This window comes from Klebsiella sp. ME-303, from assembly GCF_007910085.1.
GTDB classification, from domain to species: domain Bacteria; phylum Pseudomonadota; class Gammaproteobacteria; order Enterobacterales; family Enterobacteriaceae; genus Klebsiella; species Klebsiella michiganensis.
On record NZ_VOJB01000073.1, the window covers coordinates 22,504 to 39,669 of the forward strand.

The following is a 17,166-nucleotide window of genomic DNA, read 5'->3' on the forward strand; positions in this document are numbered from 1 at the left end:
GACATCAGTGCCACATGTCCCCGAGCTTAGCATCCCATATCGCCGGTGTGATATTAAGTTTACCTCGCTTCGGACTTAATGTTATTTCACTGAAATAGATTTCATTTTCTTTTAGCATCAGATCGACACGGCAGTAGTCAATCTCTTTTGCCAATTCCTGCGCGGCAGTGACGGCGCGATGAAAGGATTCGGGTTCAGGTACCGGCCCCGGCGTGTTTGGATATTCCATCTGAAAAGGCTGCAGCCGCCACGATCTGTCATAGACATTAATATATTCGCGCCCCTGTTTATCGGTGAAATCAGCCTCCACAAAGCAGGCTACCCCATGAAAACAGTGTATTCTTAACATTTCAGGCGTAACGTTCTTATCTCGGTCAGAAAATAAGTCGATAAACATCTCACAGAGAATAACCGGGGCAATATGCTTATATTGCCACTCTCGGGTTGTGTAATACATATTCTTTTTGAGCGCCAGCTTGAGTCGGTTTAAGGTATTGGCCGGATTAAAATTGTCTCTGTCGGTGCATATAACGGTGCTGCCGCAGTCATGATTGCACTTCAACACGAATTTTGCCGGGAGTCTGCTAAAATCAATATCCTCTGCGCGGTGGTAAACGCCAATTAACGGTATCACCTGCACAAGCTGCGTTCGTGTACGGACATATTCTCTGACCGCCAGTTTGTCGGCCAGCAGAGTATAAAGGGCGTTATGATCGAAGACGAGGCGGTGGCATATCTTCTCACTCAGCGTGATAGGTTTTTTGAGATTGGCAAAGGTTTGCGACGCTTTGTTGAGTTTGGCAGTATGAAAGTAAAGATCCGAAGTCATCATTCCCCGGCATTTTCTGAATAAGTATTCGACGTATTTAAGAGAGTAGTTCAGCTTGTTCATGGTTCCTCCTGAGCGTAATGAATATTCTGACGAAGGAGGATTGAGTGATATTGTTCAGATTATGGAGTGGAGATGGAGCAGACTGGCTGTGGCGTGAAATAACAACGCGTCCGCGGCTGGCGCCAGTAAGAACGGGCTTTTAGCGAATCGGTAAAAATACCTTTGATACGGCTACGCTGGGCGGTAACAACAGCATGTCAGAAGGGTTGTCAGTTTTAACTTAAATAAGGATATCGGTATGAGTCAGATGGTACGGAAAAATTACCCTGAACTGGGCGAGGTCAAGGCACCCTACGTTCATTCGGTTAAGCACGGGAACACGCTCTATATTTCAGGGCTCACCGCGTTTGGCACCCGTGCGCAGCAGGCCGGTATTGGCGCACAGGCGGAGGAGGTTTTTACGCAGATACGAACCGTTGCCCGCGCCGAAGGCATCGATTTTTCCTCTCTTATCAAAGTCACGATCTTTATCACTTCTTTTGATGAGATCGACGAGTTGCGCAAAGTGCTTTACCGGAACTACGGCGATCATCTACCCGCCAGCTCGCTCGTAGAAGTCAGCCGCCTGTTTTCTGCGGATCTCAAAATTGAAATTGAGGCAATATTCGGCCTGTGAGCCAGTGTTTATTGCCCGGGCCGCGGTCTGCGCCGCCGGGCAGACTCAATCAATTTATTTGAAGCATTCGGTTAAACAAACGATATTTATTCTCACCGGGTTATGCGTAGAGTAGAGGCATAACGCGGCAGACACGTTTTTCATTATGCGCCACCTGCCAACGACCTCCCTGCAACCCAGGACACCCACGTCATGAAAAAGATTGGCTTTTTGTCATTTGGTCACTGGACGCCGTCGCCGCAGTCCGGGACGCGTTCGGCCGCTGATGCGCTGCTGCAATCCATCGATCTCGCCGTTGCCGCCGAAGAGCTGGGCGCGGATGGCGCCTATTTCAGGGTGCATCATTTCGCCCGCCAGCTTAGCTCGCCGTTTCCCCTGCTGGCAGCGGTCGGGGCGAAAACCAAACGTATTGAAATCGGCACCGGCGTTATCGATATGCGTTATGAAAACCCGCTGTATATGGCCGAGGATGCGGGCGCGGCGGATTTAATCTCCGGCGGCCGTTTACAGCTGGGTATCAGCCGCGGCTCGCCGGAGCAGGTGATCGATGGCTGGCGCTATTTTGGTTATGTTCCCGGCGAGGGCGAAAACGAGTCCGACATGGCGCGCCGCCACACCGAAGTGCTGCTGGACGCGCTGCGCGGAGAGGGGTTTGCGAAACCTAACCCGCAGCCCATGTTCCCCAATCCGCCGGGACTGCTGCGGCTTGAGCCATATTCTGAAGGGCTGCGCGAGCGAATCTGGTGGGGCGCCGGTTCGAATGCGACGGCAAGATGGGCGGCAACGCTGGGGATGAACCTGCAAAGTTCGACGCTGAAAGACGATGAAACCGGCGAGCCGTTCCATATCCAGCAGGCGAAGCAGATCCGCGCCTATCGCGAGGCCTGGGCAGAAGCGGGCCATACGCGCACGCCGCGGGTTTCGGTCAGCCGCAGCATTTTCGCTCTGATGAACGATCGCGACCGGATGTATTTCGGTTCAGGCCGTGACGAGAGCGATTCGATAGGTTTCCTCGACGAGAAGACCCGCGCCATTTTTGGCCGCAGCTACGCCGCAGAGCCGGATAAGCTGGTCGAACAGCTGAAGCAGGACGAGGCGATTGCCGAAGCGGATACGCTGTTGCTGACGGTGCCGAACCAGCTGGGCGTGGAGTATAACGCCCACGTGATTGAGTCCATACTGAAGCACGTTGCGCCGGCAATGGGCTGGCGCGACGCATAAACCCGCGCTGAGCGACGCCCCGCAGGCGCGGGGCGAAAGGGTTTTACGCTGCGACCTTTGGCTGTAGCTGATAGATCCAGGCGGTCACGCGCTGGCCGTCTTCCATGGTAACGTCAACGGCAACGCGGTCGTAGCCCTCTTCAAACGCATCCAGCATTGGCCAGTGGGCGCTAAGATTCGCGGACAGGAACAGATAGCCGTCGACCCGAGGCCCGTTGTTGTCGAGCACGATCCCCGGAAAATCCGCCGCCGCTCCCCAGCCGCGTTCATAAAACAGACCCTGTACATAGCCGGGCAGCCACTCGCCGCCAATGTTGTCCATAATATGGGCATTGGAGTGGCCCGGACGCAGCGTGCCGTAGACAAATAAACGTTCCATTATTCCTCAATCACTCAAGCGTTGAAGGCCCGGACGGGCAGAGCAGGTCTTAAAATACGAGCTCTGGCCGGGGTTGGCAAGGCGCCCCGCGGGACGCCCGCTCTTCATCAGGGCTCAGGTCCGAACATCTCCAGCAGCTGTTTCTTGTCGGGCATGCCGACCACCTGCTGGAGTTCGTTCTGTTCGTTCATGTAATAGATGGCCGGCGTCGCGCTGGCGCCCAAATCATCCATCAGCTTTTGGTTATGCTGAAGAAGATTAAAGGTTTCGCGCGGCGTCACGCCGTCAAAGCGCGGCACTTTTTTGCCGCCGGAGAGTTCATACTCTTGCCAGGCGGCTACCGGATCTTTGGCATTCAGGATTGCCGTGGCGTATCGGCCGCTTTTCGGATTGAGAAAGGCAACCAGCAGGGTATTCAACTGGACCTTACCGGCTTTTACCCACGGCTGCGCCGCCGACCAGAACGTCTTGCAGTAAGGGCAGAACGGATCGGCGAAGACGATGACTTTTCGGGCCGCCGAATCCGCGCCCTCCTTGAGCGGCCCGGCATCGTTCAGCTTCTTCCACATTTCGCGGCCTAATGGGGTATAGATCGCTTCTTTAAAATACCCCTCGCTGAGGTTTTGCCCTTTATCATCATAAAGATACCCGGAAATGACGTGCTTTCCGTCCGGGGTTAAAAACAGGGTCACCCCCATATCCTGATACTGACCGACCCAGCCTTTTACGCCGCCGGGGGAATCTATCTCCTTGATAATTTTGATCCCTTGCTGTTCACCAAAGTTTTTAACTATCTGGGGAATCGCCCCCTCCGCAAGCGCCAGGCCCGGTATCATCCAGGCCGCCAGCAGGAAAATATATTTCATCATATCGCCTCTCAATGCAGGGGGAACGCTCCCCCTGACGTGGGTTACTGTTTTTTCAGCGCATCGCCGATTGTGGCATCAAATTGCTCCCAGGGGATCCAGCCCGACAGCATCTCATCACCAATTAGCGTGGCCGGCGTTCCCTGAATGCCGAGCTTTTCGGCGACAGAGAAGCTTTTCTGAATCGTCTCCAGGCTTTGCGCATCCGGCTTAGCCACGATGACGCCCGCCTTTTTTTTCGCCTGCTCAAGGCTGGCGCCGTCGTGATACCCCTTTTTTGCCATCAGGATCGCATTAAATTTGGCGAACTGTTCAGGATGCGTGCGCCACAGGGTGAGCGCATCCCTGGCCGCGGTCATTGAGCTTTCGGAGCGCCAGGGCAGAAACTTAAAGATCACCGCAACATCCGGGTATTTTTCCACAATCTTCTCCAGATAGGGGTCAAACTTTTTACAATACGGACAGTTATGATCCGTAAAGACCACCAGCGTCAGCTTCGGCTTTTGCGCGCCGATTCGCGGTGAGTGGGGGTCGTGAAAGAGAAAATCGCCGTACTGCGACAGCACCTGGTTGAGCGATTCCTGTTCCGCCCGGGCATTCTGCCGATCGAGCTTATCGGCCGCGGCGATCAAAATTTCAGGATGGCTGAGCAGCGTCTCCTGGACCAGTGCCTGCACGCGGGCCTCCTGCGCCGGCGTGAGCGGCGACGAGGCTGACGCCGTCAACGACGCCGAGAGAAGAAGAAAAGTGAGCAGCGTATTTTTCATCGTTAATTAACCTCTGGCATGAGTGAGCGCGTTCAGGACGCTTTGTTGATCGAGCAGCGGCGGGAGCGTCTCTCCTTGCGGCACGCCTGGACCGTAGACCTGATTGAAGGGAATGGCGTAACGGTTTCGGCTTTGCAGGAAACGGGCTATCGGCTCAGAGGGCTTGCTCCAGTCGCCGCGCAGCGCGACGACATCCGGCTCAGCCAACGCGCTGATGATGGCGGGCTGATTTAACACCCGGTGTTCATTGACTTTGCACGTGACGCACCAGTCGGCTGAGATATCGATAAACACCCGTTTGCCATCCGCCAGCGCGCTCTGGATGGCCGCCTCGCTGAGAGGCTGCCAGCGAATTTGCTGAGCGTTAGCCTCCGGCGACGAGACGATAGCACCCTCGGCGAGCAGGCCGCGAACCTGAAAGCCGGCAAACGCCGCCAGCGCGATAATCACCAGCCAGAAGGCTGGCGTCGCTCGCGGACGGGCGACTAACAAGGCGATCGGGGCCGCCACGGTGAGGGCCAGCGTCAGCATGCCGCCCGCCGTTTCGCCCAGGTGCAGGCCGAGCAGCGTCGTCAGCCAGAGGCTGGAGGCCAGCATCATGACGCCAAGCGCCATTTTCAGGGTGTTCATCCAGCGGCCGGGGCGGGGGAGCAGGGCGGCGGTTTGCGGGAACAGGGCGACGAACAGCCACGGCGCAGCCATCCCCAGCCCGAGCACCAGAAAAATCAGCCACAGCTCCTGAAGCGGAGCGGCAAGCGCGAAAGCGACGGCCGTACCCAGGAAGGGAGCCGAGCAGGGCGTTGCCAGCAGGGTGGCAAAAACGCCCTCGCAGAAGCTGCCCGCCATCCCGGCGCCGCCGGCGGTCGCCAGCCGGCTCACGGCTGCCGAGGGAAGCAGCATCTCGACTACCCCGAAGAGGTTCAGCGAAAAGAGAAAGGTGACGGCAACCATTAAGCCGATAAACCAGGGATTCTGAAACTGGATCCCCCAGCCCAGCGATGCGCCGGTGAGCTTCAGTATCGTCACCATCAGCGCCAGCAGAGCAAACGAGGTCAGAATACCCGCGCTGGTGGCCAGAAAACGCAGCCTGACCATGCCCCGGTCTGAACCGGCCTGCAGCACCGCGCTGAGCTTCATGCCCATCACCGGCAATACGCACGGCATCAGGTTAAGGATTAAGCCGCCGAGCAGCGCGAAAAGCACTATTTTCCCGAAACTAACCGTTGCCGCCGGGGCGATATCCGCGCCAGCCGTAAGGTTTATCTGCTGCGCTTTTTCACCATTTGTCAGCACCAACGACAGCGCTTTTCCTGCCAGCGTGGCGGGTATTTCTCCCCATTCGTCGGTGACCGGTACCGTCACCTTGAGGTGGCTGCCCTCGGCGCGAATGTCCGGATCGCCGGCCACAATTCCCCCGTCCATAGGGTCAAAATAGATCCCGGGGTTTTTCCATTCGCCGGTCGCGGTGGCGGTGATGACCAGCTGGCTCCCGACCCGATGCGCGGCGAGATCGTTGGTTACGCCGGTATCTGCCGGGACAGTGCGCATGGCCCGGGCAAAGGCGTGCCGGAAATCGCCGTCCGCGGGCTGATTGAAATCGAGACGCAGACGGTAGTCGGTCAGCAGACAGACGTTGCTGCAGGTCGATAGCGTAAGCGTGCCTTCCAGCACGTCGCCGGGGGCGGCGGCGATCGTCATCGGGATCGCGACCCGGTCATGGTAGCCCTGGGTCGTCAGGCCGGAAATCTTGAATCTTGACGGGGCAGGCCAGTACCACCGCGCCTGTTCCCCGTTGTTCCAGATGATTTGCGGGGCGACGCCGCCTTCGCCCGGCGAGCGCCAGTAGGTTTTCCAGCCGGAAGCCAGCTCAATAGAGAGCAGTCCGTCGATCCGATCGTTTCCTTTTTCCGCCTGAAAGCGGATCCGGGCATGGTCGTTTTGCGGGGATGTCAGCCATCCGGTGTCCGCCCCGTGGGCAACGCCCGCGCAGGCCAGCAACAGGAAGACGACGCCCCTGAAGATATTCAGCATTTTTTTCTCCGTGAATTTAAAAATTAATCGTCTAAGAACGATTTTTCATTCACGGAAAACGCAGTTTTTAAGGTGTATTCGCAGCGTGGGCGGCCGGACGGGATCGTCCCGGAAAACCACCGGACGCCCTGCGGTGAGCAGCTGAAGCAGGGCGAGGAAGAGTATGACGGCAGGTAAGGCGCCATCAAAGAATAGCGGCTGCGCGCAGAGCAGGGATTTAGCGCTCAGCTGACAGGGCGAGGGTCCTGGCTCAGCCTCCTCAGAAGACGGCTGCTGGGCCTGCGCGCTGAAGGGTATCGCCTGCGTGCCGGCGCCGACATCGGCCAAAAAATGGTGCAGATAGGCCGCCCGCTGAACAAGGCAGAATGCCATGACCAGGCAGGTCAGTATCAAAAACCATTTACCAGGAAGCCGACGATTGTGCATAGGGTACCAGGACAAGACAGAACCCGAGGATCATAAACAATCCTTATCAATGTACAAGAGGCTGGCGTGTAAGGTTTTGTCTGGATGGATAACGTTGCCGGCGTATGCGGCGGAAAGGCGGGCGTTCAGGTATTTAGTACATTTATATTATTTACAGCGTTGATGCATCCGGCTACTATTCGCGTCGCTAAGCGGTACCGGCACGCCGCTGCCGGACGTGACTGCTTAGCGCCTGACCGCCATTAGCTCATCTGGAAGAGCGAACGACGTACGTTGTAGGGAACGGGGTTCGAGGCCTCGATGGCGGCCCAACACTTGCTTAGCGAATCCGCACGGTATCGGTAATAAAGCCTCTCGCTTCTGTTGAATACGCCTCTGAACATCTTTAATCACTCCTTTTAGATCTCTTTCCTGCTATTGCTACATAGCCGTTATTATTGCCTGTGAAATAATTTCTCTTCTCTCGCTATTACTCGCAACGGAATGTGATTGCCTGGTTTTATCGCGACTGCCCTGGCAAAGGAATATCTGAATTTGGAGTGTTTAAGATTTACCTAAGCAAATCTGAATAATTTTAATGTGAATCTACTTATTAGGATTTAGTCGCGTATTTTTCAGAAATTTCATCACTTTTTATATGGTATTCTCCCTTGTTCAAGGAGTGAACGAAGGAAAAAAGAATGCTTTACCGCTATGCCGTTTTCTCCAGAAAACATAATACGTTTCATATTCTTTTACTGTTTACCATTTTGATAATAAGTTTCATACATTTGAGCGTGCTGCTGGAAACCGATAACACATGGCTGCTGGGGCCGATGGTGATTTATCTGCCCATTTTTTTCCTTTGGCGAAAGGTCTCAGTGTTACGAAGCAGAATCGCTGATTAATGTGCTGGTGGAGTTCCCTACATGAGTGAAAATACAACATCTAAAGCAACCTCTGAACCGAAAGTCCGGCAGCCCGTCTTGCGGAAAGTCGATCTTAACCTGTTAACCATTTTTGATACCGTTATGCAGGAGCAAAGCTTAACCAAAGCGGCGCACACGCTGGGCATGTCGCAGCCGGCGGTCAGCAGCGCGGTCTCTCGCCTGAAGGTGCTGTTTAAGGATGAACTGTTCGTCCGCAACGGCCGCGGGATAAAACCGACGGAGCGCGCCTTTCAGCTGTTTAGCTCCGTTCGTCGCGCGCTGTCGCTGGTGCAAAATGAGCTACCGGATACGCTTTTCGACCCGCTGGACTGCGAACGTAATTACAACCTTTGCGTCTGTAGCCCGTTGGATAACTACCTGACTCCGCTTATTTTTAACAAAATCAGCGAGATTGCTCCCAGGGTCACTCTTTCCTTTAAATCTTCGCTAAGTCAGCAGGTGACAAATCAGCTGCGCTATCAGGAGGTGGAATTTGTACTCGATTACAACAAATTCAATCATCCGGAATTTACCAGCATCCCGCTATTCCATGACCGAATGGTGCTGGTGGCCAGGCGCAACCATCCGCGTATCGCATCGCCGCTGAGCGAGGAGGATATTTATCGCGAGCAGCATGCTACCGTCGCGCTGGATCGCTACGCCTCCTTCAGCTATCCCTGGTATAGCTCTGAAGAGCAGCAGGCCTGCGTCGCTTTTCACGGTAACGCGATGGTCAGCGTGTTGAGCGTGGTGTCGCAAACCAATATGGTGGCTATCGCGCCGGAATGGCTGGCGAAAGAGTTTGAAGAGCAGTTTGCGCTACAGCTGCTGCCGCTGCCTTTAGAAATGGACAGCCGTACCTGCTATCTTTCGTGGCATGAAACGGCGGGCCAGGAGAGAAGCCATCGCTGGATGGCGGAGCTGCTAATAAAAATTTGCCAGCGCTAAATAGACCTGAAGAAATGCCTGGTAAGACGCCAGGTATTTTATTATTCACGCTCAACTCTCGCCCTGAACATTAATTAAGATCCCCGCTTTATTCTTGTTCATCAGGCACTGATGACCAGATAAAATACGCTGTATTAATAAATTTAACCCGCCAGAATTTCATTAAAAAATCTATTTACCTAAAATCGCGCATTTCTCCGGCAGAGCCAACCGGCGGTTTCTGTACCCAATGGATTTCGAGTTGCTTTGAGGCGGCAAGAGAGAGACAAATTCGTCGGGAACGAATTTGACCAGCCGAAGGCTGGCCGCCGGTGAGAGGCAGGAGCCTCTCATTAATCCCCAGGAATTTACTCAAGTAAGTGACTGGGGTGAACGAACGTAGCCAACAAAAAAGCAACTTGAAAGACGACGGGTATATACTCTTATTATCCAGCCGGGCCGACGCCTGAACCAGGGGATGATGTTGATGCGCAGAAAAATGATGAAGCCTGCGGTGGCCGTCGCCACCCTGATGATGTCATCGACGGCCCTACAGGCGGATGAAATTAACCTGTATTCGGTTAATACCGGCTCCTGGATTTACCATCTGTCGAACAACCACGGCCAGTACACCGAAGGTTTTGACAACCAGTTTGCCTCCGTTGAGCGCAGATTCTCCAAAGATTCGCCGTACAGCCTGCTGGCCGGAACGATGAAAAACAGCTTTGACGATCGCTGCATTGCGCTGGGGGTTCGCCGCGACTGGGTCTCGTTGGGCAACGGCTGGGTGTTTAAGGGAATTTATGGCTACGTTGGCGAGTTTTTTTTCTCGGCCTTCGAGCACTGCGGCGATCATGGTTCTTATAAGGATTTTAAAGACGCCACCGGCATCGGCTTTTCTCCCTATATTTATCATGGTTTCCAATACAACTTTACCGATTATTTCGGCGTTGAAAGCGGAATTATTCTTCCCGCCGTCTTTGTGGTGAGCATACAGTGGAGTTTCCGCTAATACAGTGGCGAAAACCCGCCCGCTGTGGGGCTTTGAAAGAACCGTAATAAAAAATGAAGCTATCTTAAGGTTATTTTAATCTTCACCGCGGCGGTTATTTTTTTATAGCATTTTTCTCGCCCTTATCCGCCCGCGCTCAGTACATTTCACTTTTTTCATTAGATGGTAATTGTTTGCATTATCATTCACATTCCTCTGTGATTTAATCCTTGCCGGCCGGCGGCCAGTGACTCTTCGCCCACCTCTATTAAGGATTAGTTTATGCGTTTTCGTCTGGTGTCTTATTGCTCCGCTGCATTAATGGCTTCTTCCGCGTTTATTGTCCCGCAGGCGCTGGCGGCGGCCAGCAGCGACGGGATTGTGGTCTACAACGCGCAGCATGAAAATCTGGTGAAGTCCTGGGTTGACGGCTTTACCAAAGAGACGGGAATTAAAGTGACGCTGCGTAACGGCGGCGACAGCGAGCTGGGTAATCAGCTGGTGCAGGAGGGGACGGCATCCCCGGCGGATGTCTTTCTGACCGAAAACTCCCCGGCGATGGTGCTGGTGGATAACGCGAAGCTGTTTGCGCCGCTGGCGGCTGAGACCCTTCAGCAGGTCGCCCCGCAGTACCGCCCTGAGCACGGCCGCTGGATAGGCATTGCCGCCCGCAGCACCGTATTCGTCTATAACCCGGCGAAAATCAGCGAAGCGCAGCTGCCGACATCCCTGATGGATCTGGCGCAGCCGCAGTGGAAAGGGCGCTGGGCCGCTTCGCCATCCGGCGCGGATTTTCAGGCCATCGTCAGCGCCATGCTGGCGCTGAAAGGCGAGCAGGAAACCCTGGCATGGCTTAAAGCGATGAAAACCAATTTTGTGGCCTACAAGGGCAACAGCACGGTGATGAAAGCGGTGAATGCCGGTCAGATTGATGGCGGCGTTATCTATCATTACTACCGCTTTGTCGATCAGGCGAAAACCGGCGAGAACAGCAAAAATACCCGTCTCCACTACTTTAAAAACCAGGATCCGGGCGCCTTTGTCAGCATTTCCGGCGGCGGCGTGCTGGCCTCCAGCAAACATCAGGAACAGGCTCAGGCCTTTATCAAGTGGATCACCGGCAAGCAGGGACAGGATGAACTGCGCACCAATAACGCCTTTGAATACGCCGTTGGCGTCAACGCCGCGTCCAACCCGAAGCTTACGCCGCTGAAAGCGTTAGAGGCCCCGAAGGTTGAGCCGTCTTCGCTGAACAGCAAAAAAGTGGTTGATTTGATGACCCAGGCTGGCCTGCTGTAATCGTCCGTTAAAGTGAACACGCTATGTCTTCTCTGAGTTTCGCGCTCGGAAAAAAAGCCCAACGCCTGCCCGAGCGCAGGCGTCCTGCTTTTCCGATGATCGCGTTAGCCGTTCTGTTTTCTCTGCTGGCGCTTTTGCCGCCGGGTTTTGTTATTGCCGTAGGGGTCGATACCGGCTGGGAGACAATCCAGGCGCTGGTCTTTCGCCCGCGCGTCGCTGAGCTGTTGAGCAATACCCTGTGGCTTATCGCGCTGACGGTACCCCTGTGCATTGCGCTGGGCGTTGGCCTGGCCTGGCTGACGGAGCGCACGCTGCTGGCGGGGCGGCGGCTCTGGTCGGTGCTGGCGGTTGCGCCGCTGGCGATCCCGGCCTTTGTGCAAAGCTACGCCTGGGTCAGCGCGGTGCCGGCAATGCACGGCCTCTCTGCCGGGGTGTTTCTTTCGCTGCTGGCCTACTACCCGTTTATCTATATGCCGGTTGCCGCCGTTCTGCGGCGGCTGGACCCGACGCTGGAAGATGTTGCCGCCTCATTAGGTACGCCGCCGTGGCGGATCTTTTTCCGCGTGGTTTTGCCCCAGCTCAGGCTGGCGATATGCGGCGGCGCGCTGCTGGTGGCGCTGCATCTGCTGGCGGAGTTTGGCCTGTTCGCGATGGTGCGTTTTGATACCTTTACCACCGCCATCTATGACCAGTTCCAGTCAACCTTCAGCGGCCCGGCGGCGAACATGCTGGCCGGGGTGCTGGCGCTCTGCTGTCTGGCTATTTTGCTGCTGGAAGGGGCGTCGCGGGGGAAAGCGCGCTATGCCCGCATCGGTTCGGGCGCCGCGCGCGAACAGCAGCGGCAGCCGCTGGGCCGGCTGGCGGCGATCCCTCTCCAGCTCGCGCTGCTGACGCTGGTGATGCTGGCGCTGGGCGTTCCGCTGATGGTGCTCTGCCGCTGGCTATGGCTGGGCGGCGTGGAGAACTGGTTAAACGCCGACCTCTGGCTCTCCCTGCGGCAAACGCTGCTGCTCGGCGCGGTGGGCGCTCTCCTCACCACCGCCTGCGCTATTCCCATTGCCTGGCTGGGCGTTCGCTATCCGCAGCGCCTTATTCGACTGCTGGAGGGGTGTAACTACATGACCAGCTCTCTGCCCGGCATCGTGACGGCTCTGGCGCTGGTGACGGTCACCATTCACTACGCGCGCCCCATCTATCAGACCGAGTTCACGCTGCTGCTCGCCTGGCTGCTGATGTTTATGCCCCGGGCGCTGGTCAACCTGCGCGCCGGCATCGCGCAGGCCCCCGTGGAGCTGGAAAACGTCGCCCGCAGTTTGGGCCGCAGCCCCGGCCGGGCGCTGTGGAGCGTGACCATGCGGCTGGCGGCGCCGGGCGCGGCGGCAGCGGCGGCGCTGGTGTTTCTCGGCATCACCAATGAGTTGACCGCCACGCTGCTGCTCTCTCCGCTCGGCACCCGCACGCTGTCGACCGGCTTCTGGGCGCTAACCAGCGAAATTGATTACGTCGCCGCCGCGCCTTACGCGATGCTGATGATTCTGCTTTCGCTGCCGCTGACCGGCATTCTCTATATCCAGTCGAAAAAAATCGCAGGCCTGTAAATGCTTGAACTCTCCTCAATCTCAAAATCTTTTGCCGGTACGCGGGTGCTCGAAAACCTGAATCTGACGGTGGCCGCAGGCAGCCGGACGGCGATCGTTGGCCCCTCCGGCTCCGGTAAAACCACGCTGCTGCGGATCCTCGCGGGTTTCGAAACGCCGGATAGCGGACGCATTGTTATGCAGGGGCGCACGCTGTTTGCGCAGGGGACATTTATTCCCGCCCACCTGCGCGGGGTGGGCTACGTGCCGCAGGAGGGCGCGCTGTTCCCCCATCTGAACGTCGCGGACAATATCGCCTGGGGCCTCGACGGCAGCCGGCAGGAGAAATATCAGCAGGTGGCGGCGCTGATGGAGAGGGTGTCGCTGGACCGTCAACTGGCGAACCACTGGCCGCACGAAATCTCCGGCGGTCAGCAGCAGCGCGTAGCCCTGGCGCGCGCGCTGGCGCAGCGGCCCGCGCTGATGCTGCTGGATGAGCCTTTTTCCGCTCTCGATACCGGGCTGCGCGCGGCCACGCGCAAAGCCACCGCCGATTTACTGGCGCAGGCCGGGGTCGCGTCGATTCTGGTGACTCACGATCAGAATGAAGCGCTCTCCTTTGCCAGCCAGGTCGCGGTGATGCGCCAGGGACGTTTTGCCCAGGTCGGCACGCCGTATGAGGTCTACAGCCGTCCCGTCGATGAAGAGACCGCGCTATTTCTCGGCGATGCGCTGGTGCTGCCCGCCGAGCTTCGCGGCGGGCGGGCGCGCTGTGCGATTGGCGAAATTTCAACCGATGATCCGCATGCCGTCGGCCAGGGAAGGGTCATGCTGCGCCCCGAGCAGCTGGTTATCTCTCCCTCTCCGGCGGATGGACAGTCGCTCACCGTACGCGATGTGGACTTTAGCGGCCACCTGTCAACGTTAACCCTGGCGATGCCCGGCCAGGGCGAGCCGCTGATCGTCAAAACCGTCAGCCGGCAGTTATGGCGGCCGGGGGCGGCGGTACGCATTGAGGTGGTGGGCGAGGCGCGGGTCTTTGCCCGCTAGCGCCGACGGGCTATAAATCAATGCACAGATTCGCCGACCGGCTGCGGGAGCAGCACAGGGCGATCTGCTGCGCGCCGGCGGATTTCTCCGCCTCCGACTGCACGGTGTCGCGGTGGTCGACAACCCCCTCGATAACCGGCGTCAGGCAGGCGCCGCAAATCCCCATCTCGCAGGAGAGGGGGACGGCGACGCCGTTCTCCTGGAGCACCTGGGCGATGGTCTTATGCGGGGGCACCGGCCACCGCTCTCCCGAGGACGCAAGCGTCACGCTAAACGTTTCTCCCTCCTCAGCGCCGGCGGGCATCGCGACAGGCTGAAAGGCTTCGCTATGGATCAGCGTTTCCGCCCAGCCTTGTTCCATGGCGACCCGGCGCGCGGCGGCCATAAATCCCTCTGGCCCGCAGAGATAAATCGGATATCCGGTATGCGTCTTGTTCAGCGCGGCGGCTAAATGCTGCCGGGCGCTGTCTCCTTCGCAAGAGCTGTGAATCACCACGCTTTCGGCGCGGAATCGCCGCTGCAGTTCGCGGACAAACGCCCCCTGGGCGCGATTTTTCAGGTAATAGTGCAGCGTAAACGGCACGCCCTCCGCCTCCAGCCTTAGCGCCATCGCGTACAGCGGCGTAATGCCGATACCGGCGGCCAGCAGCGTCACCCGCTCCGCCGCCCGTAAGGGAAACAGATTGCGCGGGGGAGAAATCAACAGCGTCTGGCCGGGACGCAGCTGCTGATGGATATAGCGCGAACCGCCGCGTGACGCTTTCTCCAGCGCCACGCAGATCAGGTAGCCGTCGTCTGCGTCCTCCGGGCCGGTCAGCGAATACTGGCGGATAATGCCGCACGGCAGATGAAGGTCAATATGCGCGCCGGGCTGCCAGGCGGGGAGCGGTCGCCCGTCCCGCGCCACCAGCCTGACGGCGAGGTTCTGGCTGCCCTGGCGCCAGAGGCCGTCAACGGTAACCTCTACTACATCGCTCATGATGGCTCTCCACTTAAACGAGGAAAAAGTCGCCGAAGCCCATTTTTTTCAGTCCGCGGCGATAGGCGATGGAGCTGCGATCGGCGGGGATATGCGCTTCGAGCGTTAAATCCAGCGGCAGTCTCTCCGGGCGCTGGGTCTCCACCATCAGGCGATCTTCCTCAAAGACGCGCAGGTTAAAGGCGTGAACATCCTCTACCGGTACGTGCAGATCGAAATTACGCGCGATGGGCGCGAACATCCGGGTTATCCGCGAGGAAACCGGCGAGGCGGCGTTCATGATCACCAGCCTGGCCTCACCGGGAAAATGAATCGTCAGGGTGGCGGTAAACGGCAGATGCATCTCGAAATGGCGCAGCCACTGGAAGCCCTCCGGCGCGCGAAACTCGGAGCTGGCGGGATAGTTGCCGACCGAACTCCAGTAATCGGCGATAAAACCAAACGACGTCTCCTGCGGGTTATAGTTCGGCACCACCTGGTTATCCGGGTCGGCGAAAGTATCGGTATGGATCCAGGCGAAATGGGCGACATCCAGAAAGCCCTCTACCTGGCGCCCCGCAAAGCCGTTGACCTCAAAGGCCGGGCAGTTGATTTGCTGAAAGCCGTCGTCGTGCCAGTGCGGCATCACCGGCAGCGGCATCGGGTTCTCCGGGTCGAAGGCCAGGCAGGTCCAGATCAGGCCATAGCGCTCCTCAACCGCAAAGCTGGTGAGGTTGAGCTTCGCCGGTACCGGCTGGTCGGGGCTGGACGGGATACGGTTACAGCGGCCATCTTCGCCGAAGCGCAGGCCGTGGTACGGGCAGACGATCCCTTCTTCATCGTGAAAGCCGAGCGTCAGCGGCACGCCGCGGTGGGGGCAGACGTCGCGAGCGACCACCACCTGGCCCTTAATACGATAGATCACCAGCTGCTCATCAAGCAGGGTGGCTTTTACCGGCGCGGGGCCGATATCGCAGGCGCGGGCGACCGGGTGCCAGCATTTCGCCAGGCGCAGCCAGTCCTCAGGCTCAAAGGTGCAATGGGCGGGTGGGGTGGGCTGTGGTCTGTTCATGGCTTCTCTTCCTGCTCACAAAAACATTTGTTTAATTGTTGTGAGTTTATTGTTGTCATATTAGGGTGTTGACATCCATCAGCAAGAATTCATCCAGCCGTTGCAAAAAAGAGAACAGGTCACCGATGAGCCCATTTTCACGTTTCGCCCTCTATTTTGCCGAAGTCGCCCGCAGCGGTAGCCTGCGGCGGGCGGCAGAAAAGCTGCATATTTCCGCCTCGGCCATCAACCGGCAAATCTTGCAGGCGGAAGAGGCCTTCGGCACGCCGCTGTTCGAACGCCTGCCGGAAGGGCTGCGCATGACCACCGCCGGAGAGCTGCTGTACGACAATCTGCTGCGCTGGCAAAAGGAGTTTCATCTGACGCGGCAAAAGTTTGATGAGCTGCAGGGGCTAAAGCGCGGCACCGTTAGCCTTGGCATGGTGCAGGCGCTGGCGGAAGGGAGCTTTGCCGCCGCGCTGGCGGATATTATCGGCAGCTGGCAGTGGCTCGAGCTGAATTTGCAGGTCGCGGATAGCCATACCGTCAGCCAGAAGGTGCGGCAGGCGGATCTTGATTTCGGCCTGATTCTGGATCCTGAAGGCCAGGCCGGACTGAGCGTACTGGCCTTTGCTGAACTGGAGATGGGCGCGGTGATGCGTCCGGATCACCCCCAGGCGCAGGCTGCGATGCTGTCGCTAGGCGAGCTCAGCGAGGAGCGGCATATTGTTCCCGGCGCGCCGCTGATCGTCCACGATCGGGTCGCGATGCTCTATCGCCATTATGATTTTTTCCCGGCGAACAGTATCAGCTGCAACGATATCCGGCTGATTAAATCGCTGGTGCTTAAAGGCGGCGGCGTGACTATTCTCAGCCGTCTGGACGTGCTGGAAGAGGTGAAGCTCGGGCAGCTGGCGTTTGTCCCGCTGCGCAACAAGCTGCTGCGCCCGCTCACCCTGGCCCTGTGCACCGCGCCATCGCGCCAGCTCTCCCGCCCGGCGCAGATGGCGATCCAGAAGCTGACCGCCGTGATGGAGGAGATGCAGGCCGGGACAGCGGCTTCCCCCCCCGTCTGCGTAATATGCCCGGCCTGAAATACTCTGCGGCCTGTTTCCCCGGTGGCGCTGCGCTGACCGGGCTACGGGTTCCTCTGCGTCTGCGATCCGGTAGCCCGGACAGGCGCGCAGCGCCGCCTCCGGGACGGTGT

16 protein-coding genes are annotated in these 17,166 nt (G+C 57.8%); 8 read left to right on the forward strand and 8 right to left on the reverse strand.

The genetic code is table 11. The features are described from left to right. Positions 1 to 4: 4 nt before the first annotated feature. The gene (locus tag FQK12_RS12085; protein WP_014228740.1) at positions 5 to 892 is read right to left on the reverse strand and encodes an ATP-grasp fold amidoligase family protein; all 888 of its coding nucleotides are present in this window, start codon (positions 890 to 892) and stop codon (positions 5 to 7) included. Between the two features lie 238 nt (positions 893 to 1,130). On the opposite strand from FQK12_RS12085, the gene FQK12_RS12090 reads away from it, so the two are divergent. Next, on the forward strand, positions 1,131 to 1,508 hold the full coding sequence (locus FQK12_RS12090; protein ID WP_014228741.1) for a RidA family protein: 378 nt from the start codon (positions 1,131 to 1,133) through the stop codon (positions 1,506 to 1,508). Positions 1,509 to 1,700: 192 nt separating this feature from the next. After that, on the forward strand, positions 1,701 to 2,729 hold the full coding sequence (locus tag FQK12_RS12095; RefSeq protein ID WP_014228742.1) for an LLM class flavin-dependent oxidoreductase: 1,029 nt from the start codon (positions 1,701 to 1,703) through the stop codon (positions 2,727 to 2,729). Between the two features lie 43 nt (positions 2,730 to 2,772). Here FQK12_RS12095 and FQK12_RS12100 read toward each other — a convergent pair whose 3' ends face one another. From FQK12_RS12100 to FQK12_RS12120, 5 genes are all read right to left on the reverse strand, one after another. Beyond that, positions 2,773 to 3,108 carry a gamma-glutamylcyclotransferase family protein gene (locus tag FQK12_RS12100; RefSeq protein ID WP_014228743.1) on the reverse strand — a complete coding sequence of 112 codons (336 nt, stop codon included), beginning with the start codon at positions 3,106 to 3,108 and terminating at the stop codon, positions 2,773 to 2,775. A gap of 107 nt (positions 3,109 to 3,215) precedes the next feature. Then, positions 3,216 to 3,974 carry a thiol:disulfide interchange protein DsbG gene (gene dsbG / locus FQK12_RS12105; RefSeq protein WP_014228744.1) on the reverse strand — a complete coding sequence of 253 codons (759 nt, stop codon included), beginning with the start codon at positions 3,972 to 3,974 and terminating at the stop codon, positions 3,216 to 3,218. Positions 3,975 to 4,018: 44 nt separating this feature from the next. Next, positions 4,019 to 4,741: a DsbA family protein gene (locus FQK12_RS12110; protein ID WP_014228745.1), complete on the reverse strand. Its 723-nt coding sequence runs from the start codon at positions 4,739 to 4,741 to the stop codon at positions 4,019 to 4,021. Between the two features lie 6 nt (positions 4,742 to 4,747). Further along, a complete protein-coding gene (locus FQK12_RS12115; RefSeq protein WP_014228746.1) occupies positions 4,748 to 6,772 on the reverse strand; it encodes a protein-disulfide reductase DsbD family protein in 2,025 nt (674 codons plus the stop codon). A 45-nt stretch (positions 6,773 to 6,817) separates the two neighbouring features. Beyond that, positions 6,818 to 7,198, reverse strand: coding sequence for a hypothetical protein (locus FQK12_RS12120; RefSeq protein ID WP_014228747.1), 381 nt, complete (start codon positions 7,196 to 7,198; stop codon positions 6,818 to 6,820). Between the two features lie 908 nt (positions 7,199 to 8,106). Between FQK12_RS12120 and leuO the strand changes: the two genes are divergently transcribed. The 5 genes from leuO to FQK12_RS12160 all read left to right on the forward strand — a co-directional run bounded on the left by leuO (position 8,107) and on the right by FQK12_RS12160 (position 13,950). Next, the gene (gene leuO / locus FQK12_RS12135) at positions 8,107 to 9,054 is read left to right on the forward strand and encodes a transcriptional regulator LeuO (protein ID WP_014228748.1); all 948 of its coding nucleotides are present in this window, start codon (positions 8,107 to 8,109) and stop codon (positions 9,052 to 9,054) included. Between the two features lie 466 nt (positions 9,055 to 9,520). After that, a complete protein-coding gene (locus FQK12_RS12145) occupies positions 9,521 to 10,045 on the forward strand; it encodes a hypothetical protein (RefSeq protein ID WP_014228749.1) in 525 nt (174 codons plus the stop codon). A 261-nt stretch (positions 10,046 to 10,306) separates the two neighbouring features. Next, complete coding sequence (locus tag FQK12_RS12150) at positions 10,307 to 11,323, forward strand: iron ABC transporter substrate-binding protein (protein WP_014228750.1); 1,017 nt, start codon at positions 10,307 to 10,309, stop codon at positions 11,321 to 11,323. Between the two features lie 23 nt (positions 11,324 to 11,346). Next, the gene (locus tag FQK12_RS12155) at positions 11,347 to 12,921 is read left to right on the forward strand and encodes an ABC transporter permease (protein WP_014228751.1); all 1,575 of its coding nucleotides are present in this window, start codon (positions 11,347 to 11,349) and stop codon (positions 12,919 to 12,921) included. Continuing rightward, complete coding sequence (locus FQK12_RS12160) at positions 12,922 to 13,950, forward strand: ABC transporter ATP-binding protein (protein ID WP_014228752.1); 1,029 nt, start codon at positions 12,922 to 12,924, stop codon at positions 13,948 to 13,950. It abuts the gene before it with no gap. 10 nt (positions 13,951 to 13,960) lie between these two features. Here FQK12_RS12160 and FQK12_RS12165 read toward each other — a convergent pair whose 3' ends face one another. Beyond that, a complete protein-coding gene (locus tag FQK12_RS12165; protein ID WP_014228753.1) occupies positions 13,961 to 14,929 on the reverse strand; it encodes a PDR/VanB family oxidoreductase in 969 nt (322 codons plus the stop codon). Positions 14,930 to 14,942: 13 nt separating this feature from the next. Next, complete coding sequence (gene hpxD / locus FQK12_RS12170; protein WP_014228754.1) at positions 14,943 to 15,980, reverse strand: molybdenum cofactor-independent xanthine hydroxylase subunit HpxD; 1,038 nt, start codon at positions 15,978 to 15,980, stop codon at positions 14,943 to 14,945. 125 nt (positions 15,981 to 16,105) lie between these two features. Here hpxD and hpxR point away from each other — a divergent pair, with 125 nt between their 5' ends. Further along, positions 16,106 to 17,053: a LysR family hpxDE operon transcriptional regulator HpxR gene (gene hpxR, locus FQK12_RS12175; protein ID WP_014228755.1), complete on the forward strand. Its 948-nt coding sequence runs from the start codon at positions 16,106 to 16,108 to the stop codon at positions 17,051 to 17,053. Positions 17,054 to 17,166 lie beyond the last annotated feature (113 nt).

Coding starts and splice junctions, on each gene's coding strand:
- FQK12_RS12085 (WP_014228740.1), bottom strand. CDS start 892: ATGAACAAGCTGAACTACTCTCTTAAATACGTCGAATACTTATTCAGA.
- FQK12_RS12090 (WP_014228741.1), top strand. CDS start 1,131: ATGAGTCAGATGGTACGGAAAAATTACCCTGAACTGGGCGAGGTCAAG.
- FQK12_RS12095 (WP_014228742.1), top strand. CDS start 1,701: ATGAAAAAGATTGGCTTTTTGTCATTTGGTCACTGGACGCCGTCGCCG.
- FQK12_RS12100 (WP_014228743.1), bottom strand. CDS start 3,108: ATGGAACGTTTATTTGTCTACGGCACGCTGCGTCCGGGCCACTCCAAT.
- dsbG (WP_014228744.1), bottom strand. CDS start 3,974: ATGAAATATATTTTCCTGCTGGCGGCCTGGATGATACCGGGCCTGGCG.
- FQK12_RS12110 (WP_014228745.1), bottom strand. CDS start 4,741: ATGAAAAATACGCTGCTCACTTTTCTTCTTCTCTCGGCGTCGTTGACG.
- FQK12_RS12115 (WP_014228746.1), bottom strand. CDS start 6,772: ATGCTGAATATCTTCAGGGGCGTCGTCTTCCTGTTGCTGGCCTGCGCG.
- FQK12_RS12120 (WP_014228747.1), bottom strand. CDS start 7,198: ATGCACAATCGTCGGCTTCCTGGTAAATGGTTTTTGATACTGACCTGC.
- leuO (WP_014228748.1), top strand. CDS start 8,107: ATGAGTGAAAATACAACATCTAAAGCAACCTCTGAACCGAAAGTCCGG.
- FQK12_RS12145 (WP_014228749.1), top strand. CDS start 9,521: ATGCGCAGAAAAATGATGAAGCCTGCGGTGGCCGTCGCCACCCTGATG.
- FQK12_RS12150 (WP_014228750.1), top strand. CDS start 10,307: ATGCGTTTTCGTCTGGTGTCTTATTGCTCCGCTGCATTAATGGCTTCT.
- FQK12_RS12155 (WP_014228751.1), top strand. CDS start 11,347: ATGTCTTCTCTGAGTTTCGCGCTCGGAAAAAAAGCCCAACGCCTGCCC.
- FQK12_RS12160 (WP_014228752.1), top strand. CDS start 12,922: ATGCTTGAACTCTCCTCAATCTCAAAATCTTTTGCCGGTACGCGGGTG.
- FQK12_RS12165 (WP_014228753.1), bottom strand. CDS start 14,929: ATGAGCGATGTAGTAGAGGTTACCGTTGACGGCCTCTGGCGCCAGGGC.
- hpxD (WP_014228754.1), bottom strand. CDS start 15,980: ATGAACAGACCACAGCCCACCCCACCCGCCCATTGCACCTTTGAGCCT.
- hpxR (WP_014228755.1), top strand. CDS start 16,106: ATGAGCCCATTTTCACGTTTCGCCCTCTATTTTGCCGAAGTCGCCCGC.